The organism is Verrucosispora sp. FIM060022 (assembly GCF_003977705.1).
GTDB classification, from domain to species: Bacteria; Actinomycetota; Actinomycetes; order Mycobacteriales; family Micromonosporaceae; genus Micromonospora; species Micromonospora gifhornensis.
This window is the reverse complement of sequence record NZ_RQIV01000007.1, coordinates 46,562-69,275: the sequence shown is the minus strand read 5'-3', so window position 1 is coordinate 69,275 and position 22,714 is coordinate 46,562. Positions and strand designations below refer to the sequence as shown.

The window sequence follows — 22,714 nt, the reverse complement described above, 5'->3', positions numbered from 1 at the left end:
AGCCGGCGGTGCCGGCGTGCCGGCCGTGCCGGCTCCCCCCGCACCGTATCCGGTGGTCACCGGGGCGCATCCGGGGAGCGCCAATCATCACTGTCCGTTGCCGGGTGGTGTCGATTCGCATCTATCGCATCGACCTTCCCGGGCCGGGGATGACGACCGTGCCCCACCGTACCGGGCGCTGGGGCGAGGCGGTATCCCGGTGTCAGGGCATGGGCGCAATGACAACGACCCGCCCGGTGATCCGGGCGGGTCGTCGTCGGGGAGGAGGTGAATAAACGTCGTGGGCGTCAGTGCATGTGACGCTGGGCGATGACGAGGATCTCGTCGCGTACGGCCGGCGAGCTGGCGGAGCGCAGGGCCCGCTCGATGGCCCGGGCGCGGCGGTTGGCGTCGCGGCGGCTACGGATTCGCTCGATCATGCTCATGGTTCTCTCCTGCTGGCTATTCGGTTGTCGGCCCGGTGATGTCTCTATTGAACAGCAAAACGCCGCCAACATCCATCGATTATTAGGTGAGCTGCGCCACGAGCCTACGAATCTTAGGCGTGGGGTGCGATGTGGACCGGCATTCTTCACCCAACGGCAACGGCCGGCGTGCCGGGCGTTCACCCGTGGCACACCGGCCGTCGTCGCAGCGCGTCAGGTCCAGGCGAGCAGTGCCGCCTCGGGGTCGGTGAGGAAGTCACCGATGTCGCGCAGGAACTTCGAACCCAGCTCACCGTCGATGATCCGGTGGTCGAAGGAGAGCGCGAGCGTGGTCACCATGCGTGGTTTCACCTTGCCCTTGTGCACCCAGGGCTGCTCGCGCACCGCCCCGAAGGCCAGGATCGCCGATTCCCCCGGCGGCAGGATCGGGGTCCCGGTGTCCACCCCGAACACACCGACGTTGGTGATGGTCAGCGTGCCGCCCGACATGGCAGCCGGCGAGGTCCTGCCGGCCTTGGCGGTCTGCACCAGGTCCGTCATCGCGTCCGCCAACTCCCGCAGGGTCAGCCGGCCGGCATCCTTGATGTTCGGCACGATCAGGCCGCGCTCGGTGGCCGCCGCGATGCCCAGGTTGACGTACTCCTTGACGACGATCTCGTCGCCGGCCCAGGTCGAGTTGACCATCGGGTGTCGCTTGACCGCCAGCAGCACCGCCTTCGCCACCAGCAGCAGCGGCGAGACCCGTACGTCGCGCCACTCCCGCCGGCCACGCAGCCGGTCCAGCGCCTTCATCGCCCGGGTCATGTCGATGGTGAGGAACTCGGTGACGTGCGGGGCGGTGAACGCCGAGCGGGACATGTTCTCGGCGGTGAGCTTGCGTACCCCCTTCACCGGGATGCGCTGCTCGCGGTCGGCACCGAAGCTCGCGGCGGAGGTGGCCGCCGCGCCGACCGTCAGCGGCTCGGCCGCAGCCGACGACGCCGCCACCGCCTGCTGGACGTCCTCCCGGGTGATCGAGCCGAGCGGGCCCGAGCCGGTCAGCGTACGCAGGTCGACGCCGAGATCCTTGGCGAGCTTGCGTACCGGCGGCTTGGCCAGCACCGGACCGCCGGGGTGACCGTTGCCGTTCACCGTCGGCGCCGGCGCGGCCTGCACCGGCACCGGAGCCGCGACGACCGGGGCCGGCGCGGCCGGGGTGACCGGGGCGGTGGTGGCCTGGGCCGGGGCCGCGCCCTTGCGGGGACGGCGCTTCGCGGCGGTGGTGCGCGGGCCGTAGCCGACCAGGACGGCGGTACGACCGCCCGGTGCGGGACCGCCGATCAGGCCCGGCTCGACCGCGCCCTCTGCCGGAGCGATGTCGACGGCGGCCAGCGACGCCGCCGAGGGCGCGGGCAGTTCCTCGGTCGAGGACTCGACCGGCCCGGCGCCCGGGTCGGTGTCGATCGCGATGATCGGCGTACCGACCTCGACCGTGGTGCCCTCCGGGTGGAAGATCGCCTGCACCTGACCGGCCCACTTCGCGGGGATCTCCACCGCCGCCTTGGCGGTCTCCACCTCGACGATCGGTTGGTTCAGCTCGATGGTGTCGCCCACCTTGACCAGCCAGGCGAGGATCTCGCCCTCGGTCAGGCCCTCCCCCAGGTCGGGAAGGTTGAACTCCTTGATCCGGGACATGCCGCTCACCAGCCGAAGGTGCGGTCGACGGCGTCGAGCACCCGGTCGAGGTCGGGCAGGTACTCCTCCTCCACCCGGGCGGCCGGGTAGGGGGTGTCGAAGCCGGTCACCCGCAGCACCGGGGACTCCAGCGAGTAGAAGCACTCCTCGGTGATCCGGGCGGCGATCTCCGCGCCCAGGCCCACGTTGGACGGTGCCTCGTGCACCACCACCGCGCGGCCGGTGCGCCGCACCGACTCGTACACCGCAGCCAGGTCCAGCGGGGAGAGCGTGCGCAGGTCGATGACCTCCAGGTTGCGGCCGTCCTCGGCCGCGGCGGTCGCCGCGTCCAGGCAGGTGCGCACCATCGGGCCGTACGCCAGCAGGGTGGCGTCCGTGCCGGGCCGCACCACCCGGGCCGAGTGCAGGGGGTACGCCTCGGTCAGTGGCGCGTCCAGGTCGACCTGGCCCTTCTCCCAGTAGCGCCGCTTCGGCTCCAGGAAGACGATCGGGTCGTCCGAGGCGATCGCCTGCTGGATCATCACGTACGCGTCCTGCGGGTTGGCGCAGGAGACGACCTTGAGTCCGGCGGTGTGGGCGAAGTAAGCCTCGGGCGACTCCGAGTGGTGCTCCACCGCACCGATGCCGCCGCCGAAGGGAATTCGGATGACCATCGGGATGCGCAGGTTGCCGCCCGAGCGGTAGTGCATCTTCGCCACCTGCGACACGATCTGGTCGTACGCCGGGTAGACGAAGCCGTCGAACTGGATCTCGCAGACCGGCCGGTAGCCCCGGATGGCCAGGCCGACCGCGGTGCCGATGATGCCCGACTCGGCGAGCGGCGTGTCGATCACCCGCTGGTCGCCGAAGTCCTTCTGCAACCCGTCGGTGATCCGGAAGACACCGCCGAGCTTGCCGACGTCCTCGCCCATGATGACGACCTTGGGGTCGTTCTCCAGGGCCTTGCGCAGGCCGACGTTGAGGGCCTTGCCGAGGGTGAGCGTCTCCGTGGCCATCAGTGCGCGCTCCCCTCGAACGAGTCGAAGTACTTGTTGAACTGTGCGCGCTGCTCGTCGAGCAGCGGCGACCCGTTGGGGTAGACGTGGTCGAACATGGTGACCGGCTCCGGGTTCGGCATGGCCAGCACCCGCTCGCGCAGGTCGATCGCCTCCCGGCGGGCCTGCTCGTCGACCTCGGCGAAGAAGTCGCTGTCGGCGATCTTCTCCCGCTCCAGGAAGGCCTTCATCCGGGCGATCGGGTCCTTGGCCTGCCAGGCCTCGACCTCGCTGGCGATGCGGTAGCGGGTCGGGTCGTCGGAGGTGGTGTGCGCCCCCATCCGATAGGTGTACGCCTCGATCAGGCTCGGGCCCTGCCCGTTGCGGGCGTTGTCCAGCGCGTGCCGGGCCACCGCGTACGTGGCCAGCACGTCGTTGCCGTCCACCCGCACACCGGGGAAGCCGAAGCCGGCGGCCCGTCGGTACAGCGGAACCCGGGTCTGCCGCTCCAACGGCTCGGAGATGGCGTACTGGTTGTTCTGGCAGAAGAACACCAGCGGGGCGTTGAAGACGCTGGCCCAGACGAACGCCTCGTTCACGTCGCCCTGGCTGGTGGCGCCGTCGCCGAAGTAGGCGATGACCGCCTCGCCGTCCTCGCCGCCGGTCTTGCCGTCCATGGCGACACCCATGGCGTACCCGGTCGCGTGCAGGGTCTGCGCCCCGATCACGATCGTGTACATGTTGAACTTGAACTCGTTCGGATCCCAGCCGCCCTGATCGACGCCGCGGAACAGGCCCAGGGGCATGATCGGATCGATGCCACGGCAGTAGAGGACGCCGTGCTCCCGGTAGGTCGGGAAGGCCATGTCCTGGGCGCGTAGCGCCCGTCCGGAACCGACCTGCGCGGCCTCCTGGCCCAGCAGGCTGGCCCACAGGCCCAGTTCGCCCTGCCGTTGCAGGGCGGTGGCCTCGGCGTCCAACTTCCGCACGAGTACCAGGTCACGGTAGAGGCCGCGGTACTCCTCGTCGGTGAAGTCGACGCGGTATTCGACGCCGTCCGGGCCGGTGACGCTGTCGATGCGCTCACCCGACGGGGTGAGCAGTTGCACCAGTTCCGGGTCGCCGGTCGCGGCTTTCCTGGATCGGGGTGCGGCTCGCCGGCCGCGGGTGCTGGCCCCGGGGTCGCCCTTTGCCATCCGTCTCTCCCTGTCGTGTCTGCGTCGGCACCGGGGGGTCACCCGGCCGCGCGACTCGTGAGCCCGCCCCGGCTGGTGCCGGGATCGGTTCCTGGCGACCGCGCCTAGCCCCGGTGGGGGTTGCCGCGCGGCCTGAGCCGGATTCATGGCCGAACCCGGTTCGGGAGCGCCGGCGCCCAGTCGCGCCTTCCGCGTGGGTGCGCGGAGGTCACGGCTGCGCTGCCGTCGTGGCTCCATATTCGCATCACAGGTGAGCCGCCCCACACCCTGCCTGCCCCGCATCCCAGGGCCGGTCCGGTTCGTTACCTGAAATGCCGGGGTGTCGGCTCCAATGACGCCCGGACGTTCCGGTGATGATTTGTCGCTATTCGGCCATATGAGCGTTTCGACACGCGGTGGGGGGTTGGCTGACCCGGAGTCGCTGACCGACGCTGTTTCCGGCTGGACCCCGATCTCACTCGGCGGTCCGCCGGGGCAGCTCATCACGGTCCAGGCCCCGGGCGACGACGAGGAGTGCGTGGTGTCGGAACCAGACGAGGGTGCCGGGAGTTCCGGCCGGCACCGGGCACCCGGCAGCTACCGCCGGGTGGTGGGTACCCACCGCGCCGTACGCACCGCCGGTCCGTCCCGCGGTTACCTGCTGACCGTGGCGCTGCTCGCCGGCACGGCCTCGATGCCGGTTCTCGCCGCGATCAGCACCGGCTCGGCGACGGTGGGCAGCACCGCCCTGCCGGACAGCGGTACGCCGTTCATCCCGACGCCGTCCATCGGGCCGGTGGTCATCCCGCCGCCGCCCACCGGTGCCCCCGCAGCCACCTCGACGGCGGTGCCGTCGACCGCTCCGGCCGCCCCGCCGATCGACCCGGTGGACCGACCTGACCCGGGGCCGACGCCGGTGGACCTGACACCCGAGCGTCGCCCGGAGCTACCGGACAGTGACCCCCGACCTCGGCCGCCCAGCCCGGTGCCCGCGCCGCTCCCGCGCCCGACCCCGACTCCCCACCCCACGCCGACCCGGCCGGTGCCGGGAGTCACTCCCGCGCCGCCGGCCACACCTACCTCGCCACCGCCGGTCCCGAGTGACCCGCCCGTGCCGAGTGATTCCGCGAGCCCGTCCGCCTCGCCGGACCCGGGCGGTGCCGGGCCGAGCGCATCGGCGGAACCGCCGGACCCGACCGACCCGTCGGCGAGCACCGACCCGCCCGCCACCGACCCGCCCGCCACCGACCCGCCCGCAACCGACCCACCTGCCACCGACTCGCCTGCCACGACGGAGCCGTCCACGTCGGCGAACCCCCACCTGCCCCGGGACCCCGCCACGCCCGACGGGCCCAGCGCCTCGGCGGGTCCGAGCAGGTCGGGCGAGCCGGCCTGCCCCACTCCGGATCACCCGGGAAGCACCGGGTCACCGACGGTACGGTGAGAAGGCCGTCGACGGACCGGAGCGGAGCGGGGGGTCTGATCTTGGTCGACCGTGACCTGGTCGCTGACGACGTCGCTGCGGCCCGGCCCGGCCCAGGGCTGCGACTGGCCCGGATCGTCACCGAGTTGACCGCGCCCGCCGTCCTCGTCTCCCTGCTCACCGTCGTGATCGGCTGGCACAGCGCCCAGGGCAGGTTGAGCGGCGTGGGCTGGGGGTTGGTCGCGGTCGTCTTCGCCAGCCTGCTCCCGATGGCGTACATCGTCGGCGGGGTGCGTCGCGGCCGACTCACCGATCATCACGTCCGGGTACGCGAACAGCGGCGGATTCCGCTGCTGTTCGGGCTCGGTTCGGTGGCGGCCGGGCTGGCCCTGCTCGCGGTGCTCGGCGCGCCGCGACCCGTGCTGGCCCTGGTCGCCGCCGGACTTGTGGGTCTGGTGGTCGCAGTGACGGTCAGCCAATGGTGGAAGATGTCGATCCACTCGGCGGTCGCGGTCGGCACGCTGGCGGTGCTGCTTGTCACCTTCGGCGTCTGGGTGCTCGTGGCCACCCCGCTGCTCGGGCTGGTCGGCTGGTCACGGGTGCGCCTGGGCGATCACACCCCCGCCCAGGTGCTCGCCGGTGGCGTCCTCGGTGGCCTGGTCGCGGCCGTGGTCTTCACCGTGCTGCGCTGACCCTGGTCGATCCGAGTGCGGTCGCCGTGACAACTTCGCCACGGCCCGCGGTCAGCTGTCGTCGGAGAGGCGGTGCCGGTTGGCGTCGATCCAGGCGTCGAGCGCGGCCGGATCGTCCGGGTCGACCCCGTCGGCCATCAACTGCGCCACCGCCGCGGTCGCCGGGCTGCGCCGCTCGCCGGTGGCGTAGAGCCGGACGAACTCGGGCACCATCTCGGCGATGGCGGTGTCCGTACCGGCGGCAGCCGTTTCCGGCAACCCACGTCTGCGGGCGGCGTACGCGGCCCAGGCCCGCAGGACCCGGGGCAGCATCGCCGCGTCGTCCATGTCGAGTACGGCCCGACGGTGCACCCAGTCGAGCAGGAAGAACCCGGCCACGGTCGGGCTCCAGCGCAGCGGGTCGGCGTCGGCGAAGGTGGCCGCGTGGTCGAGCAGCAGGCCCAGGCAGAAGTGCAGCGAGGCCAACTCGGCACCGTCGACGTCGTCGAAGCCCGCTCGCTTCGCCTCCGGCGAGGCGAGGAAACGTCGGATCTCGTCGGCCCGTACGGCTGCCGGCAGTGGATCGTCGGACGGCACCGGCACCGCGCCCTGCCAGGCCGGCAGGATCGTCAGCCGGGCCCCGACCAGCGCCCGATCCGTGGCCAGTGACGTCGTACCCGGCAACTGCCCCAGGTGGTCGGTGACCGCCAGATGCCGGCTCACCTCGCCACGCATCCGACTCGGATCCTCCTCCCGGAACCAGGTCAGCTCGTCCTCGGCGCACAACTGTCGGACCTGGGCCAGGATCCGGCTCGCGGGCCCGCCGACGAAGACGTCCTTGGCGATGCCGATGTTGTGGTCCACCAACGCGATAAGCGCATGTTCCGGCCCGCCGACCGTGTCGTCGTAGGCGAAGGTCGCCAGGTAGGAGGTCTGGTCGCCGTAGACGTCGCCGTACGCCCAGGTGCCGGTGAGGTGCACCCGGCCGAGGTGACCCGACCAGGCTGGTGCGGCAGCGCCGGGACGGACCCGGTCCGCGCCCTTCGCGTCCGGCACGAGGGCGGCGAACACGGCGCGTACGGTGGTGGCGGCGAGAGCCCGCCGTCGCGAGGTGGCCGCGAGAAAACCGGCCACGAACTCGCGTACTGCCGTCTCCCGGTCCGTCTCCGCAACCTCGTACACGCTGCCCAGCAGGGCCGCGCCGAGCATCTCCGCGTCGAGGGCGGTGTCGAGCTTGGTCACGTCGCGGGCGGCGTGCAGCACCGCTTCGTACGGGGTCTGTGGCGTGGCCATGACCCGACACTACGCCGCTCGGGGCCCGATGACCGGTGAGCAGACGTGCGGCGTCGCTCAGCGATGCCGGGCGACCTCGAGGACGGTCCGCGCGTCGGCGTGCGCGGCGATCACCGTCCGAACCGGTGCGAGCACGTACTCCTCGCCGACCTTCGTCACCGCCCCGGTCAACCGGGCCTCGGCGCGCTGCCGGGCCCGCCGGGCGGCCCACCGTGCCACCGGCCGGGTCAGGGCCGCCATCAGCAGCCCGGCGAAGAGCCCACCGAGCAGCAGCAGGGTCGGCACGGGCACCTCACCGACCATCGGATGACGCAGCTCCGGCAACCCCAGGGCCCGCAGCGCATAGCCGAGGGCGAGCCAGCCGAGCCCGGCCACGGCGGCCAGGGTCACCAGCCACTGCAACCCGCCGACCAGCCGCCACCAGAGGCGGGGCCGGTTCATCCGCAGGTCGGTGTCGGCGATCGCGCGGTCCAGGGCGTCCGGCAGGTCGCCGAGCCGGGACCGGGCCGCCGCGGTGACCGCGTTCGGCCAGGCGCTCGGCAGGCCGGTGCCGGCCCGCTCGGCCACCGTGCGGACCGCGAGCCCGAGCGCGGACCGGTCGGCGACGCTGGGCTCGGGCACGGAGGTCGCGGCGACCAGGCTCTCCGCCGGGTCGCGCGGATCGCCCGACCGGTCGGGGAGGTGCAACCGGCGCAGCGGATCGGGACGCAGCCGCCGCCAGAGGCGTACCAGCGGCCAACCGGTCGTGGTGGCGGCCCGGTGTCGGTACGCCTGCTCGACCGCCTCCGCCACCGTCGGTACGCCCGCTGCGGCGACCAGCGCCCGATCCAGCGCGGCCAGCGCCGGGTCGTCCGTGGTCAACGCCGGGCGTGGCGCGCCGACCATCTCGTCCAGCGCGGCGACCACCGCGTCCACGTCACCGGAGAGTCGACGCAGCGCGGCCTGCCGTTCGGCGACGCTGCGCTCCAGCGCTCCGCGCAGCCCCTCGGTCCCGGCCGGGTCGGTGATCGTGGTGGTCAGCAGCGGCACCCCGTCGAGCCCGTCGGCGTCGAGCAGTCGGCGCAGGTCGGCCACCACCCGGTCGACGTCGGTCGGGGGCAGCCGGTCGACCTGGTTGAGCACGACCACTGTGACGTCGCGGTGCCTGTGGAACTCGCGCAGGTAGCTGCCGTGCACCACCCGGTCGGCGTACTTCTGCGGGTCGACCACCCAGACCACCAGGTCCACCAGGCCGAGCAGCCGGTCCACCTCCAGCCGGTGCGAGTGCTGCACCGAGTCGAAGTCCGGCAGGTCGAGCAGGATCAGCCCGTGCAGTGTGGACTCGTCGTCGCCGTCCAGCAGGCTCTCCCGGACGAACCGGTGCCGGGGCAGTACGCCGAGCCAGTCCAGCAGTCGGGTGCCGCCGTCGAGCGGCCCCCACACGCAGGCGTGCGTCACGCCGGTGGTGGGTCGGCGCACCCCGACCGGAGAGAGATCCATCCGGGCCATCGCGTTGAACAGGCTCGACTTGCCGCTGCCGGTCGCACCGGCGAGCGCCACGACGGTGTGGTCGCGGGAGAGCGACAGCCGGGTGCCGGCCCGCTCGACAAGCGTGCGTGCCGGCACCAGCGGGGTGTCCGGCAGTTGGCCGTCGACGATGCCGAGGAACCGGCGGATCGCCTCCAGCCGGGCGACCAACTGGTCGGCGTCGACCCGGCCGTCGGCCCGTAACGCCTCACGCAGGCGTCCGCCCATTCCCATCACAGCCGCTCCCGGCGGGTCCGTGCGCTGGCCTTGCCCAGCGCGTCCAGGCTGACCTCGGTGCCGGCCGCCGTGGGCTCCTCTCGCGGCAGTGCGCTCACGCCGGGCGTCCCTGGTCGGCCGGCCCGCTCAGGGCGCTTGTCGCGTCGGCGAAGCCGCTGGCCAGCCGGGCCGCCTCCACCCGCTCGGCGGCCTGGCGCAACGCGGTGGCGGTCTGCTCCGCCGGCCGGGCCTGCTCGGTCCGGCTGAGGAAGCGGGCGGCCTCGACGTCCAGCAGGGCGCGCACCCGTTCCAGCAGGTCCGCCCGGGCCTTGTCGGCGAGCGTCCGCACGGCCTGGTCACCGAAGATCGCCTGCAGCACCGCCTGCCCGGCGAGGGTGGTGCCCGCGCCGGTGGCGACCTCCAGCCCGGTCGGGATGAACGCGGTCGAGGCGAACACGGCGATCATGACGGCCAACCCGGTGGCGTTCACCGCGTAGGCGGCCGTACGGGCCACGAACCGTCGGTCGCCGCCCTCGGTGCGGACCAGCTCCAGCACGCCCCGCTGCCAGTCCCGGACCAGTCGCTCGGCGCGCTCGGGCAGGTCGTCGCCGTGGTGGGCGAGGTCCGGCACGAGCAGCGCGGCCCCGGCCGGATGAGCCTTCCAGCCGGTGTACGCCTGCTCGGCCGCCTCGGCGGCCACCGCCCGCAGCAGGGTGACCAGCTGAGACTCGATCGCCTCGCGCAGCTCGGCGGCGGGTGCCGGGCGTCTGCTGAACGCGGCCACGAGCCGGTCCCGTAGCCGGCCGATCCGCGCCTCCAGGCTGCGGAGGAAGTCGCTGGTGCCGACGAACTCCTGCCAGCGGGCCAGCACCTCGCCCCGGAGCAGCCGACCGTCGCGCAGCCCCTGCTCGACCGTCCGGTTCGCGGACCGGTACGCGGCGCGTACCCGATCGTCAAGCGTGTCGGCGGCGGCCACCTGCTCGTCCGCGGCGGCGGCCAGGCTCTCCACGGCCGGTTGCAGCGCGATCAGCGCGCCACCCAGGGTCTGCCGGACCACCGCCGAGCGGGCGTCGGCGTCGGCGGCGAGCCGGGCGAACCAGTCGGCCAGCGGCGCGGTGACCCGGGCGGGCAGCAGCCCTTGCCCGTCGACCCAGGTCTCCGGCAGCACGAACAGCGGCGCCGAGCCCAGATCCTGCTCGGCGAGCATCTCGGCGAGGTGCCCGGCGACCTCGTCGGTGGCCTCGGCCGGCACCCGGTCGAGCACCATGGCGATCACCGCGCCCCGGGCCCGCGCACCGCGCAGCAGTTCCCAGGGGACGGCGTCGGCGTACCGGGCGGCGGTGGTCACGAAGAGCCAGAGGTCGGCAGCGGCGAGCAGTTGACTGGCCAACGCCCGGTTGGCGTCGACCACCGAGTCGATGTCGGGGGCGTCCAGGAACGCCAGGCCGGGGGCGAGCGCGGGGGCGGTGACCAGGTGCAGGGTGCGCGGGTCGTCGCTGGGTTGGTTGGTACGGGTCAGGCCGGGCAGCAGCTCGCCCCGGCGGAACCAGGACGAGTCGGCCGGGTTGCAGACCAGTACGGGTGAGCGGGTGGTGGGGCGCAGCACCCCGGCGGCGCTGACCCGGGCCTGCACCAGGCTGTTGACCAGGGTCGACTTGCCGGCGCCGGTGGATCCGCCGACCACGACGAGCAGCGGCGCGTCGAGGCGGGTGAGCCGGGGCAGCAGGTAGTCGTCGAGCTGGTCGGCCAGCGCGGCGCCGATCCGCTCGGCGGGCTCGGCCGAGGGCAGCACCAGCGGGAACGTGGCGGCCCCGATCGCGGCACGCAGGCCGGACAGGGCGTCGGGCAGGCGGTCGTCGGCGGCGGGCCGGTCCTCCCCGGCGTCGGTACGGCCGGTGCGGGCTGCGACGGCGGGCGCGCCGGAGAGTGAGGCGGGATCGCCGTTCGTCGTCACCGCTAAAGCGTGCCCGACCGACACAAGGTAAGACAACCGGTCAGTAGCGGGCGGTGAGTTGCGCCGACTCGACTCAACCTCGACTTGACGATCGCGGTGGGCGTGGCACTATTGAGTCAAGTTCACTCAACTTGAGGTGGGGTCGCTGCGGGCGGCGCCCGCCGGGCGGTGCGACGGGGGTGCTCGTCACCTGCCCAACGTTACGAAGCGAGGAAGCGAAGATGGCACGTGCGGTCGGTATCGACCTCGGCACGACGAACTCCTGCGTCAGCGTCCTGGAGGGCGGTGAGCCCACCGTCATCGCCAACGCTGAGGGCTCGCGGACGACCCCTTCGATCGTCGCGTTCGCCCGCAACGGCGAGGTGCTCGTCGGTGAGGTCGCCAAGCGCCAGGCGGTGACGAACCCGGACCGGACGATCCGTTCGGTCAAGCGGGAGATCGGCACCAACTGGTCCGTCGACATCGACGGCAAGAAGTACACCCCGCAGGAGATCTCGGCCCGGACGCTGATGAAGCTCAAGCGGGACGCCGAGGCCTACCTGGGCGAGCAGATCACCGATGCGGTGATCACCGTCCCGGCGTACTTCAACGACGGCCAGCGTCAGGCCACCAAGGAGGCAGGTGAGATCGCCGGCTTCAACGTGCTGCGGATCGTCAACGAGCCGACCGCGGCAGCCCTGGCGTACGGGCTGGACAAGGGCTCCAAGGAGCAGACGGTCCTGGTCTTCGACCTCGGTGGTGGCACCTTCGACGTGTCGCTGCTGGAGTTGGCCGAGGGCGTCATCGAGGTCAAGTCGACAAGCGGTGACAACCTGCTCGGCGGTGACGACTGGGACCAGCGGATCATGGATCACCTGGTCAAGACCTTCCGTGGCGAGCACGGCATCGACCTGTCGCAGGACAAGATGGCGATGCAGCGGCTCAAGGAGGCGGCCGAGAAGGCCAAGATCGAGCTGTCCGCCGCCACCACCACCAACATCAACCTGCCGTACATCACCGCCGGTGCGGCCGGTCCGCTGCACCTGGACGTGACGCTGAGCCGGGCCGAGTTCCAGCGCATGACGCAGGACCTGCTGGACCGCTGCAAGGTCCCGTTCGAGCAGGCCGTCAAGGACGCCGGGATCAAGGTCTCCGACGTCGACCACGTGATCCTGGTCGGCGGCTCGACCCGGATGCCGGCCGTGACCGACCTGGTCAAGCAGCTCACCGGCCGGGACCCGAACAAGGGCGTCAACCCGGACGAGGTCGTCGCCGTCGGCGCCGCCCTGCAGGCCGGCGTGCTCAAGGGTGAGGTCAAGGACGTCCTGCTGCTCGACGTGACCCCGCTGAGCCTGGGCATCGAGACCAAGGGCGGCATCTTCACCAAGCTGATCGAGCGCAACACCACCATCCCGACCAAGCGCTCGGAGGTGTTCACCACCGCCGACGACAACCAGCCCTCGGTGCTGATCCAGGTCTTCCAGGGCGAGCGCGACATCGCCGCGTACAACAAGAAGCTCGGCACCTTCGAGCTGACCGGTCTTCCGCCGGCCCCGCGTGGCGTGCCGCAGATCGAGGTCACCTTCGACATCGACGCGAACGGCATCGTCAACGTCCACGCGAAGGACCTGGGCACCGGCAAGGAGCAGAAGATGACCATCACCGGCGGTTCCTCGCTGCCGAAGGATGACATCGAGCGGATGCGCCGGGACGCCGAGGAGCACGCGGAGGAGGACAAGCGTCGTCGCGACGAGGCGGAGGCCCGCAACGTGGCCGAGGCCCTGCAGTGGCAGACCGAGAAGTTCCTCGCCGAGAACGGCGACAAGCTCCCCGCCGAGAACCGCGAGAAGCTCAACGAGGCCCTCGGTGAGCTGCGTGGTGCCCTCGGTGGCAGCGACATCGATAAGATCAAGTCGGCGCACGAGCGGCTGGCGCAGGTCTCCCAGGAGGCGGGCTCGCTGCTCTACGCCCAGCAGGGTGAGCAGGCTGAGGCGGGCGGCGCTGCTGGTGGTGCCGGTGCCGGTGCCGGTGGTGCGGCCGGTGCGGCCGGCGCTGGTCAGGCCGGCGGGCGGCCCGGTGCCGACGACGTGGTCGACGCGGAAATCGTCGACGAGGACAAGAAGTGACGGTCCGGACGACGCAGGCTCACGGGCAGAGGGATGAGGTAGTCGTATGACGGAGCAGCCACGAGCCGCTGACCCGGGTGACACCGGGTCGGCGCCGGGTGGCTCGGCGTCGGAGCCGGCCGCCGGCGATGCGCCGCGGGTCGTCATCCGCAACAACCGCAAGATCAGCCAAACCTCCGAGCCGGAGGGCGCGGCTGCCGACGCCGGGTCGGACGTTCCGGCCGAGGGCCTGGTCGAGGATGCCGAGGTGGTGGTCGACGCCATCCAGGTCGAGGCCGCCGCGTTGAGCGAACCGGCCACCGACGGGCCACCGGTGGTGGACTCTCCGGCGAGTCCGGTCGGCGAGTCCACGGCCGAGAAGGGGTCGGACGGGGCGGCCGGCGGGCTCGGTGCCGAGTTGGCGGCGCTGCGCTCCGATCTCGACGAGCGCACCCGGGACCTGCAGCGGGTCACGGCCGAGTACGCCAACTACCGCAAGCGGGTCGAGCGTGACCGCGCGCTGGTCACCGAGCAGGCGACCGGCTCCGTGCTGGCCGCGCTGCTGCCGATTTTGGACGACCTGGACCGGGCCCGGGAGCACGGTGATCTGGTCGGTCCGTTCGGTTCGGTGGCCGAGCAGCTGATCGCTGCGTTGGGCAAGTTCGGCCTGACTCCCTTCGGTGAGCAGGGCGACCCGTTCGACCCGACGCGGCACGAGGCGGTGGCCCACCAGACCTCGCCCGACGTCACCGAACCGACCTGCGTGCAGGTGATGCGACGGGGTTACCAGATGGGCGAGCGACTGCTGCGGCCGGCGATGGTCGCGGTGGCCGATCCGGAATAGTGCGCGACGGTGACCGGGGGCGTCTCCTCCGCCGTTTGACGGCGGACGGGACGGCCCCGGCCCGGCAGTGGGGAGGAGGTGGACGTTGAGTTCCAAGGACTGGATCGAGAAGGACTACTACGCGGTCCTGGGCGTGGCGAAGACCGCCTCCGCTGATGAGATCAAAAAGGCGTACCGGAAGCTGGCCCGGGAGTCGCACCCGGACCACAACCCCGGTGACCCCAAGGCTGAGGAGCGCTTCAAGGCGGTCTCCGAGGCGTACGCGGTGCTGGGCGACGACACCAAGCGCCGTGAGTACGACGAGATGCGGTCGCTGTTCGGCTCGGGCGCGTTCCGCCGGGGCGCCCGCCAGCCTGGCCAGCCCGGCGGGATGCCCTTCGACGTCTCCGACCTGTTCGGCGGGGGAACTCCCGGCGGAGGTGGTCGGTTCGCCGGCGGCAACATCTCCGACCTGTTCAGTTCGATCTTCACGGGCGGCCAGGGTGGCGGCGCCGGGGGCGGTGCGCCCGGTCCGGCGCGCGGCCGGGACGTCGAGACCGAGGTGGCGCTCGACTTCGACGACGCGGTGCGGGGCGTGACCCTGCCGCTCACGCTGCGGGCCCCCGGGGTCTGCGACACCTGCCACGGCAACGGTGCCAAGCCGGGCACCCAGCCGAGGGCCTGTCCGGTCTGCCACGGTGCCGGGGTGACCACCCGCAACCAGGGTGCCTTCAGCTTCTCCGAGCCGTGCCGCAACTGTCAGAGCGTCGGCACCGTCGTCGACGAGAAGTGCCCGGAGTGCCAGGGCACCGGCGGCGTCACCAAGACCCGTACGCTCAACGTCCGCTTCCCGGCGGGGGTGGCCGACGGCCAGCGGATCCGGCTGGCCGGCCGGGGCGAGCCGGGCACCCGCGGCGGCCCGGCAGGTGACCTGTTCGTGCACGTCAAGGTCCGGCCCGACGACCTGTTCGGGCGCACCGGCGACGACCTCACCCTGACCGTCCCGATCACCTTCACCGAGGCGGTACTCGGCACGGATCTGCGGGTACCGACCCTCGACGGCGCGGTGACCCTGCGGGTGCCGCCGGGTACGCCGAGCGGGCGGGTGCTGCGGGCTCGGGGCAAGGGAGTGGGTCGCCGGGACGGGCAGACCGGCGATCTGCTCGTCACGCTGGACGTGGTGGTGCCCGCCGGGATCTCCGACGAGGCGCGGACGGCCCTGGAGACGTTCGCGGCGCACACCCCGCCGGCGGCTCGGGAACATCTCGACGCCCGGGTGCGTCGGTTCAGTTGACTCGGTGAAGCGGTGCGGAGGTGAGCGGCATGGACGGGTTCGTCGGTTCGGATGACCCCGCCTACGAGGCCAAGGTGCTGATGATCTCGGTTGCGGCGCGGATGGCGGGGATGCACCCGCAGACGCTGCGTCAGTACGACCGGCTGGGCCTGGTGCAGGCCGGCCGGGCAGCAGGCGGCGGGCGGCGGTACAGCGTCCGGGACGTGGTGCTGCTGCGCGAGGTGCAGCGTCTCAGCCAGGACGACGGGGTGAACCTCGCCGGGATCAAGCGGATCATCGGCCTGGAACGGCTGTTGGAGCAGGCGCAGCAGCGGGTCGCCCAGTTGGAGGCCGAGCTGGAGGCCGCGTACCGGCGGATGGCCGAACTGGAGTCGCTGGCCCGCTTCCCCGGTCGCGATCTGGTGCCGACCAACCAGACCTCCACCGCCTTGGTGGTCTGGCGTCCCCGCCGCAACCCCGACCGCTGACCATCAATTCGAAGATCGCGCTCGATCACGGATCGGGTGGCTCTGCACGACCGCCGGGCCACTCGATCCGTGATCGAGCGCGATCACTTTTCTGGGCGGGTGGAATTCGTTTCGGACCTGTTTCGGCAAATCCGAGCGGGAGACAGGTTGTCTTCGTTAGCCTCCACGTTAATGGTCTAACTGTCCCAATCCGGACTCGGCGGGGGGAGCCATGGCGGATTCGGCGAAGAAGGTGGCCGAAGCGGCGGAGCACCGGCTCGACAACCTGGCCGAGGACGTACGGGAACGGTTCAACCGGCTCACCAAGGGCCGCTTCTCCGACCAGGTCAAGTCCGGCCGCTTCGGCGGCGACACCAACAGGCCCGGCGACCGGAATGCCAGCGGCAGCCGGAGCGTTCGGCCTGTGCAGAGCGGTCGTGGCGGTCACGGCGCCGGCCAGGCGCGCACCGACCAGCATCGACGCGAGCGAGGCGGATCGCGCTGACGATCCGCCGACGTGCGGGCCGGGAGCCACGGGGGGTCCCGGCTCGTTCGCGTGAGCTCACCTCACCGACTCGACCGGCCACCCAGCTGCCCCGCCCTGAGCAGGCTCAGAGTCGGCGGCCCTCGCGGACGAGGCCGCCCTCACACCACTCGCGGTAGACGAACAGCTCCGGACGGGTCAGCAACACCCGGCTGTTGTGCGCCCAGGTGCGCATCATGTCGTCACCGTTGCGCTCGGCCTGGTCCACCAGTTTGCGGAAGCGCCGCCGAGGATGCGCCCGGAAGTCCGTCCGGATCCCGTCCGCGGCGTAGATGTAGAGGCAGTGCAGGGCGAACCGTCGCGCCGGACAGGTCGGGTCCATGGCCAGGTCGAACAGCGTCATCACCAGCCGGTCGCCGGAGACCAGCAGGTCCCAGTCCGGTGGCATGGAGGTCAACGGCACCGAATCGGGGTTGTAGGCCCACGACCGCAACTCCGCCGGGGACGGGTCGACGGGGTTGGCGAAGCCGTGGAACGTTGACTCCTGCACGCTCACCGGCCAACCTTCCGCTCTGCCCGCGGGGGCGTCGTCCGCTCTCCGCGAACCCTGGCTGCTGGGGCGACACGGTAACGCGGTACCCGTCAGTACGGGTAGCCCCTCCCGGAAGCAAATCTCCGCCCGTTGGCCGGGCCGCATCCTCCGGACGGCCGACCCGCGGTAGCCGATGGCCGGACTCCGTCATCATGTCGTGGCGTACCCCGACGCCTGGTAGGGCGGCCTGACGCAACGAACAGGGCTCGGGCTACTTCCGTGACGGAGGCTGAATGACTACCCGCCGACATCGTTGGATGGCGATGGCCGCCCTGGTGCCGACGCTGGCGGGCTGCTCGATCGGAGACATCCGCCGCCCGCCGCCCACGCCGACCCCGGTGCCGTCGAGTGCGGCGCCGTCGAGTCCGCCGCAGATCGCGGAGGTCCGCGGGAGTCGGCTCGCGGTACCGCGACAGTACGACCGGCCGTACGTCGAGTTCGTCGACGCCTACCGCGGTTACGCCCTCTTCGGCTCCTGCGACGGCCAGCCACCCGGCCGGAACTGTCCCGCCCTGCTCTGGTCCACCGGCGACGGGGGACGTTCCTGGCAGCGGCTGCGGCATCCGAAGCCGGTGGCGGACAACCAGCAGATGTACACCGCGCCGGGACTGCTGGCCCTGTGGGCCGAACCGTACGGCTGGTGGACGTCCACCGACGACGGCCGGACCTTCCGGCACAGCCCGGGTGAGGTCGCGCCCCCGCAGTGGCGGGCCACCCAGGGCAGGTTCCAGATCAGCGAGAAGACGGGCAAGGTCGGCCGCTGGACCGGCCGGACGCTGCGTCCGCTGGCCACCCAACCGCCGCTGCCCGCGCTGAACGCGGTGGTGCTGGGTGACGCGTGGCTGGTGCGGAACGGTACGAGGTACGAGGGGCCGCTGGTGGCGGCCGGGGCGGGCGAGGACGGCCGGCCGTACGCGGCGATCTCCTGGGACGAGGGGCGCAGCTGGGAGCCGACCACGCTGCCCGCACCCGACGGCGAGGTGTGGCTGTTGCGGGTGGAGTCGGTGGCCGGCGAACTCTGGCTGATCGGTGAGCGGCCGGACCGGATCAGCTTTCCGGCGCTGTGGCGACTCGAAGGCGCCTCCTGGCAGCGGGTACGCGCCGAGGGGCAGCCGGGAGCCGGCCGAGCCGTTCCGCTGGGCGCCGGGGTGGTGGCGGTGGTCAGCTCACGGGGCGCGGGAGCGCTGCTCGGCGGCCGGTACGTCGACCTGCCCCGCTGGCCGTTGACCGATCGGCACCACCTGCGACGGCTGCCTGACGGCACTCTGTTCGCCGGTACGTCGGAGACCATCCTGCTCGGCATCGGTCACCTCGGTGACCGCACCTGGGTGGAAGTGGCGCTGGAGACGGACTGACTCGCATTGCCGTGGGGTAGGTCACACCGCTAGGGTTGAGCGGAATAGACTCAACTCTGGTTCTGTCGGTACCAGTGGACACGCCGATCCAGGGGAGCCCATGAACACCGAACGCCTCACCACCCGCAGCCGCGAGACCATCACCGGCGCCGTCGCCTTGGCCAACCAGCGCGGGCACGCCACCGTGGAGCCGTGGCACCTGCTGCTGTCGTTGCTCGACACCGAGGGTTCGACCGCTGCCGGCCTGCTGCGCGCCGTCGGGGCCGATCCCGCCGAGCTGCGCCGAGTCACCCAGCGGGCCCTCGACGCGCTGCCCGCCGCCCGGGGTTCCAGCATCGCCGAGCCGACCCTGGCCCGTGAGTTCGTCAACGCCATCGGTGCGGCCGAGCAGATCGCCCGCCCGCTCGGCGACGAGTACACCTCCACCGAGCACCTGCTGGCCGGGCTGGCCCGGGTCGGCGGTGCCGTCTCCGGTGCGCTGAAGGCCGCCGGTGCCACCGAGGAGACGCTTGTCGCCGCCTTTCCGAAGGTGCGGGGTGGGGACCGCCGGGTCACCAGCGCCGACCCGGAGCAGACCTACCAGGCCCTGGCCAAATACGGCGTCGACCTGACCGCGAGCGCCCGCGACGGCAAGATCGACCCGGTGATCGGCCGGGACTCCGAGATCCGTCGGGTGATCCAGGTGCTGTCCCGGCGTACCAAGAACAACCCGGTGCTGATCGGCGAACCGGGTGTCGGCAAGACCGCCATCGTGGAGGGCCTGGCCCAGCGCATCGTCGCCGGAGACGTGCCCGAGTCGCTGCGCGACAAGAAGCTCGTCTCGCTCGACCTCGGCGCGATGGTCGCCGGTGCGTCGTACCGGGGGCAGTTCGAGGAGCGGCTCAAGTCCGTCCTGGAGGAGATCAAGAACTCCGACGGGCAGGTCATCACCTTCCTCGACGAACTGCACACCGTCGTCGGCGCCGGCAAGGGCGAGGGCTCGATGGACGCCGGCAACATGCTCAAACCGATGCTGGCCCGCGGTGAGCTGCGGATGGTCGGTGCGACCACGCTCGACGAGTACCGCGAGCACATCGAGAAGGACCCGGCCCTGGAGCGTCGCTTCCAGCCGGTGCTGGTCGGCGAGCCCACCGTCGAGGACACCATCGGCATCCTGCGCGGGCTCAAGGAACGCTACGAGGTGCATCACGGCGTACGCATCACCGACGCCGCACTGGTCGCCGCCGCCGCGCTCTCCGACCGGTACATCACCGACCGGTTCCTGCCGGACAAGGCGATCGACCTGGTCGACGAGTCGGCGTCCCGGCTCCGGATGGAGATCGACTCCCGGCCGGTCGAGGTGGACGAGATCGAGCGGGCGGTTCGCCGGCTGGAGATCGAGGAGATGGCGCTGGCCAAGGAGCCGGACGCCGCCTCCGCCGAGCGCCTCGAACGGCTGCGCAAGGAGTTGGCCGACAAGCGCGAGCAGCTCACCGCCCTGTCCGAGCGGTGGAAGCTGGAGAAGACCCACATCACCAAGCTCTCCACCGCCAAGGAGGAGTTGGAGCGCCTCGGTGGCGAGGCCGAGCGGGCCGAGCGCGACGGCGAGCTGGAACGCGCCGCCGAGCTGCGCTACGGCCGCATCCCCGCACTGAACAACGAGCTGAAGCAGGCGGCGGAGGAGCTGGCCCGGCTCCAGGCCGACGGCGCGATGCTCAAGGAGGAGGTCGGCGCCGACGACATCGCCGCCGTGGTGGCTTCCTGGACCGGCATCCCCGCCGGCCGACTGCTGGAGGGCGAGACCGCCAAGCTGCTGCGGATGGAGGATTCGCTGCGCAAGCGGGTCGTCGGCCAGGCCGAGGCCGTCGGCGCGGTCTCCGACGCGGTACGCCGCGCCCGGGCCGGCGTCGCCGACCCGGACCGCCCGACCGGCAGCTTCCTCTTCCTCGGCCCGACCGGCGTCGGCAAGACCGAGCTGGCCAAGGCGCTCGCCGGGTTCCTCTTCGACGACGAGCGGGCGATGGTCCGCATCGACATGAGCGAGTACGGCGAGAAGCACTCCGTGGCCCGGCTGGTCGGTGCACCGCCCGGCTACGTCGGGTACGAGGAGGGTGGCCAGCTCACCGAGGCGGTACGCCGCCGGCCGTACTCGGTGATCCTGCTCGACGAGGTGGAGAAGGCCCACCCGGACGTCTTCGACGTCCTGCTCCAGGTGCTGGACGACGGCCGGCTCACCGACGGTCAGGGGCGTACGGTCGACTTCCGCAACGCCATCCTGATCCTCACCTCGAACCTGGGATCGTCGGTGATCAGCGACCTGACCCTCGCCGAGGAACAGCGGCGTGAGGGTGTGCTCGCGGTGGTCCGGTCGCACTTCAAGCCGGAGTTCCTCAACCGGCTCGACGACATCGTGGTCTTCGCCGCCCTCCAGGGCGACGACCTGCGGGCCATCGTGGACATCCAGATCGCCCGGCTGCGCCGCCGGCTCGCGGACCGCCGGTTGACGCTTGACGTCACCGACGCCGCCCGCACCTGGCTCGCCGAGCACGGCTACGACCCGATCTACGGTGCCCGGCCGCTGCGTCGGTTGGTCCAGTCCGCGATCGGTGACCAGCTCGCCAAGGCGCTGCTCGCCGGCAAGATTCGAGACGGCGACACCGTACGGGTCGACCTCGCCGACACCAAGGACGGCCTGTCGGTGACGGCCGCCTGACCGCCGAACCACCCGCCACGGGCCCGCGTCCTCGCGACGCGGGCCCGTCGTCGTCAGCGGTACGGACCCGTGGTCGTCAGCGGTACGGGTCGCCCGCGGAACAGGGGGTGCGCCGCCCGTGCGTCCGGGTCAGGATGGAGACATGTTCGCGATGGGACGACAGCACGACGAGTTGGCGGATGCGGCCGCGGCCCTCGCCAACGCCGAGACGGTCACCTTCGGTGGGGTGGGGCTGGCCGGAACCATGTTGCCGGAGACCGAGGCCTACCAACGGATCGAGGAGTTGGCGGCCGACCGCCCCGAAGAGGTACGCGGGCAGCTCGAACGCCTGCTGTCGGCGGGCACACCGGCCGCCCGGGTGTACGCGGCCACTCTCCTGGAACGGCTCGATCCGGCAGCCGGACAGGCGGTCTGGGTCGGGCTGCGCGCCGATTCCGCACAGCTGCAGACCGCCACCGGGTGCGTGCTGGACAGCACTACCGTCGGTGCGTACGCCGCCGACCGGCTCGCCGAATCCTGAGCCCGTCGGTGGTCGGATCGCGCCGGAGCATGGATTCATCTCGACTGATCGACCGCCGTTGCCGCAGGTGACGCGCGGTGCGGCTGGCACCTCAGGCGTGCCGAACTGGTCGGGTGCCGATACGGTGAAGCGCGTTCCCGAGAAGGAGAGAGATGGCTGATCCTCAGAGCACTCCGACCCGGTCTCGGCCGGGTGTGGTAACCCTATCCACCTATTTGCTGTGGTTGTTCGCGATCTGCCAGCTGATCAGCGCGATCATCACCCTGGCCACCATCGGCGCCGTCCGCGACGCGATGGAGGAAGCCCTGCAGGGCAGCAGCGCCGAAGGGCTGGAGGGGATCGCCGACCTGACGGTCGCCGTCGGTGTCGGCACCTCCATCTTCATGCTGGCGGCGGCGCTGGCACTGGCCGGTCTGGGCCTGGTGAACCTGCGGGGCAAGAACGGTTCGCGGATCGCCACCTGGATCGTCGGCGGCATCCTGTTCTGCTGCAACGGGTTCAACATGCTGGGCAGCCTGGGCGGTGGCCTCGCCACGCCGAGCGACACCAGCGGGGACATGCCCAGCGCGGAGGAGATCCAGCGCCGGGTCGAGGAGGCGCTGCCCTCCTGGGCGACTCCGGTCAGCATCCTGCTCGGCGTGATCAGCCTGATCTCGCTGCTGGTGGCGCTGATCCTGCTGGCGCTGCCGAAGGCAAACGAGTTCTTCCGCAAGCCGGCGGCGCAGTGGGAGCCGCCGACTCCCGGTGCCACCTACCCCGGCTACCCGGCCCAGCCGGGTTATCCGGCTCAGCCGGGCTACCCAGGCCAACCCGGCCAGCAGGGTTACCCGGGCCAGCCGGGCTACCCCGGCCAGTCCGGTGAACCCGGCTATCCGGCGACGCCCGGCCAGTCCGCTGAGCCCGGCTATCCGGCGACGCCCGGCCAGCCGCCGCAACAGTCCGGTGAGCCCGGCTACCCGCCGATCCCGGGACAGACGTCCTCGGGCCCGTCGGGCGAGCAGGGCGGCCAGAATCCGCCGGGGCAACCGGGCGATCAGCCGCCCAGCGGCAACTCCAACTGATCGAGGCTGATCGGCTGGTTGAGGCCCCGGTCCGGCCCGGACGGCCCGCGCC

Annotated in this window: 19 protein-coding genes; 11 read left to right on the top strand and 8 right to left on the bottom strand. The window is 71.8% G+C overall.

The features are described from left to right. Positions 1-287: 287 nt before the first annotated feature. From EG812_RS29325 to pdhA, 4 genes are all read right to left on the bottom strand, one after another. A complete protein-coding gene (locus EG812_RS29325; RefSeq protein ID WP_013730805.1) occupies positions 288-425 on the bottom strand; it encodes a hypothetical protein in 138 nt (45 codons plus the stop codon). A gap of 213 nt (positions 426-638) precedes the next feature. Then, positions 639-2,099: a dihydrolipoamide acetyltransferase family protein gene (locus tag EG812_RS19350; protein WP_126712492.1), complete on the bottom strand. Its 1,461-nt coding sequence runs from the start codon at positions 2,097-2,099 to the stop codon at positions 639-641. A 5-nt stretch (positions 2,100-2,104) separates the two neighbouring features. Then, entirely contained in the window at positions 2,105-3,094 is a 990-nt protein-coding gene (locus EG812_RS19345; protein WP_126712395.1) for an alpha-ketoacid dehydrogenase subunit beta, read from the bottom strand. Next, positions 3,094-4,269 carry a pyruvate dehydrogenase (acetyl-transferring) E1 component subunit alpha gene (gene pdhA, locus EG812_RS19340; RefSeq protein ID WP_013730808.1) on the bottom strand — a complete coding sequence of 392 codons (1,176 nt, stop codon included), beginning with the start codon at positions 4,267-4,269 and terminating at the stop codon, positions 3,094-3,096. The genes EG812_RS19345 and pdhA overlap by 1 nt, the downstream gene beginning before the upstream one ends. A 403-nt stretch (positions 4,270-4,672) precedes the next feature. On the opposite strand from pdhA, the gene EG812_RS19335 reads away from it, so the two are divergent. Beyond that, positions 4,673-5,692, top strand: a complete 1,020-nt coding sequence (locus EG812_RS19335) for a hypothetical protein (protein WP_126712394.1) — start codon at positions 4,673-4,675, stop codon at positions 5,690-5,692. Between the two features lie 41 nt (positions 5,693-5,733). Further along, positions 5,734-6,363: a phosphatase PAP2 family protein gene (locus EG812_RS19330; RefSeq protein WP_126712393.1), complete on the top strand. Its 630-nt coding sequence runs from the start codon at positions 5,734-5,736 to the stop codon at positions 6,361-6,363. Positions 6,364-6,414: 51 nt separating this feature from the next. Here EG812_RS19330 and EG812_RS19325 read toward each other — a convergent pair whose 3' ends face one another. From EG812_RS19325 to EG812_RS19315, 3 genes are all read right to left on the bottom strand, one after another. Further along, positions 6,415-7,635, bottom strand: a complete 1,221-nt coding sequence (locus EG812_RS19325; protein WP_013730811.1) for a hypothetical protein — start codon at positions 7,633-7,635, stop codon at positions 6,415-6,417. 57 nt (positions 7,636-7,692) lie between these two features. Beyond that, entirely contained in the window at positions 7,693-9,369 is a 1,677-nt protein-coding gene (locus EG812_RS19320) for a GTPase (protein WP_126712491.1), read from the bottom strand. A gap of 103 nt (positions 9,370-9,472) precedes the next feature. Next, a complete protein-coding gene (locus EG812_RS19315) occupies positions 9,473-11,311 on the bottom strand; it encodes a GTPase family protein (protein WP_126712392.1) in 1,839 nt (612 codons plus the stop codon). A 221-nt stretch (positions 11,312-11,532) separates the two neighbouring features. Between EG812_RS19315 and dnaK the strand changes: the two genes are divergently transcribed. From dnaK to EG812_RS19290, 5 genes are all read left to right on the top strand, one after another. Next, positions 11,533-13,416, top strand: a complete 1,884-nt coding sequence (gene dnaK / locus EG812_RS19310) for a molecular chaperone DnaK (protein ID WP_013730815.1) — start codon at positions 11,533-11,535, stop codon at positions 13,414-13,416. Positions 13,417-13,462: 46 nt separating this feature from the next. Next, complete coding sequence (grpE, locus tag EG812_RS19305) at positions 13,463-14,239, top strand: nucleotide exchange factor GrpE (protein WP_013730816.1); 777 nt, start codon at positions 13,463-13,465, stop codon at positions 14,237-14,239. 85 nt (positions 14,240-14,324) lie between these two features. After that, positions 14,325-15,512, top strand: a complete 1,188-nt coding sequence (dnaJ, locus tag EG812_RS19300; RefSeq protein WP_013730817.1) for a molecular chaperone DnaJ — start codon at positions 14,325-14,327, stop codon at positions 15,510-15,512. Positions 15,513-15,541: 29 nt separating this feature from the next. Beyond that, positions 15,542-15,979, top strand: coding sequence for a heat shock protein transcriptional repressor HspR (locus EG812_RS19295; RefSeq protein ID WP_013730818.1), 438 nt, complete (start codon positions 15,542-15,544; stop codon positions 15,977-15,979). Positions 15,980-16,190: 211 nt separating this feature from the next. After that, complete coding sequence (locus tag EG812_RS19290) at positions 16,191-16,463, top strand: hypothetical protein (protein WP_013730819.1); 273 nt, start codon at positions 16,191-16,193, stop codon at positions 16,461-16,463. Positions 16,464-16,569: 106 nt separating this feature from the next. On the opposite strand, the gene EG812_RS19285 is transcribed toward EG812_RS19290, so the two are convergent. Beyond that, a complete protein-coding gene (locus EG812_RS19285) occupies positions 16,570-16,998 on the bottom strand; it encodes a hypothetical protein (RefSeq protein ID WP_126712391.1) in 429 nt (142 codons plus the stop codon). Between the two features lie 269 nt (positions 16,999-17,267). Between EG812_RS19285 and EG812_RS19280 the strand changes: the two genes are divergently transcribed. From EG812_RS19280 to EG812_RS19265, 4 genes are all read left to right on the top strand, one after another. Next, a complete protein-coding gene (locus EG812_RS19280) occupies positions 17,268-18,389 on the top strand; it encodes a hypothetical protein (protein ID WP_126712390.1) in 1,122 nt (373 codons plus the stop codon). A 100-nt stretch (positions 18,390-18,489) separates the two neighbouring features. Further along, entirely contained in the window at positions 18,490-21,081 is a 2,592-nt protein-coding gene (gene clpB / locus EG812_RS19275; protein WP_126712389.1) for an ATP-dependent chaperone ClpB, read from the top strand. Positions 21,082-21,223: 142 nt separating this feature from the next. Next, positions 21,224-21,601, top strand: coding sequence for a hypothetical protein (locus EG812_RS19270; protein ID WP_126712388.1), 378 nt, complete (start codon positions 21,224-21,226; stop codon positions 21,599-21,601). Between the two features lie 152 nt (positions 21,602-21,753). Further along, on the top strand, positions 21,754-22,662 hold the full coding sequence (locus tag EG812_RS19265) for a collagen-like protein (RefSeq protein ID WP_043719203.1): 909 nt from the start codon (positions 21,754-21,756) through the stop codon (positions 22,660-22,662). Positions 22,663-22,714: the final 52 nt, after the last annotated feature.

Excerpts from the sequence above, each read along its gene's own strand:
- EG812_RS29325 (WP_013730805.1), bottom strand. The coding sequence starts at position 425 with ATGAGCATGATCGAGCGAATCCGTAGCCGCCGCGACGCCAACCGCCGC.
- EG812_RS19350 (WP_126712492.1), bottom strand. The coding sequence starts at position 2,099 with ATGTCCCGGATCAAGGAGTTCAACCTTCCCGACCTGGGGGAGGGCCTG.
- EG812_RS19345 (WP_126712395.1), bottom strand. The coding sequence starts at position 3,094 with ATGGCCACGGAGACGCTCACCCTCGGCAAGGCCCTCAACGTCGGCCTG.
- pdhA (WP_013730808.1), bottom strand. The coding sequence starts at position 4,269 with ATGGCAAAGGGCGACCCCGGGGCCAGCACCCGCGGCCGGCGAGCCGCA.
- EG812_RS19325 (WP_013730811.1), bottom strand. The coding sequence starts at position 7,635 with ATGGCCACGCCACAGACCCCGTACGAAGCGGTGCTGCACGCCGCCCGC.
- EG812_RS19320 (WP_126712491.1), bottom strand. The coding sequence starts at position 9,369 with ATGGGCGGACGCCTGCGTGAGGCGTTACGGGCCGACGGCCGGGTCGAC.
- dnaK (WP_013730815.1), top strand. The coding sequence starts at position 11,533 with ATGGCACGTGCGGTCGGTATCGACCTCGGCACGACGAACTCCTGCGTC.
- grpE (WP_013730816.1), top strand. The coding sequence starts at position 13,463 with ATGACGGAGCAGCCACGAGCCGCTGACCCGGGTGACACCGGGTCGGCG.
- EG812_RS19295 (WP_013730818.1), top strand. The coding sequence starts at position 15,542 with ATGGACGGGTTCGTCGGTTCGGATGACCCCGCCTACGAGGCCAAGGTG.
- EG812_RS19290 (WP_013730819.1), top strand. The coding sequence starts at position 16,191 with ATGGCGGATTCGGCGAAGAAGGTGGCCGAAGCGGCGGAGCACCGGCTC.
- EG812_RS19280 (WP_126712390.1), top strand. The coding sequence starts at position 17,268 with ATGACTACCCGCCGACATCGTTGGATGGCGATGGCCGCCCTGGTGCCG.
- clpB (WP_126712389.1), top strand. The coding sequence starts at position 18,490 with ATGAACACCGAACGCCTCACCACCCGCAGCCGCGAGACCATCACCGGC.
- EG812_RS19270 (WP_126712388.1), top strand. The coding sequence starts at position 21,224 with ATGTTCGCGATGGGACGACAGCACGACGAGTTGGCGGATGCGGCCGCG.
- EG812_RS19265 (WP_043719203.1), top strand. The coding sequence starts at position 21,754 with ATGGCTGATCCTCAGAGCACTCCGACCCGGTCTCGGCCGGGTGTGGTA.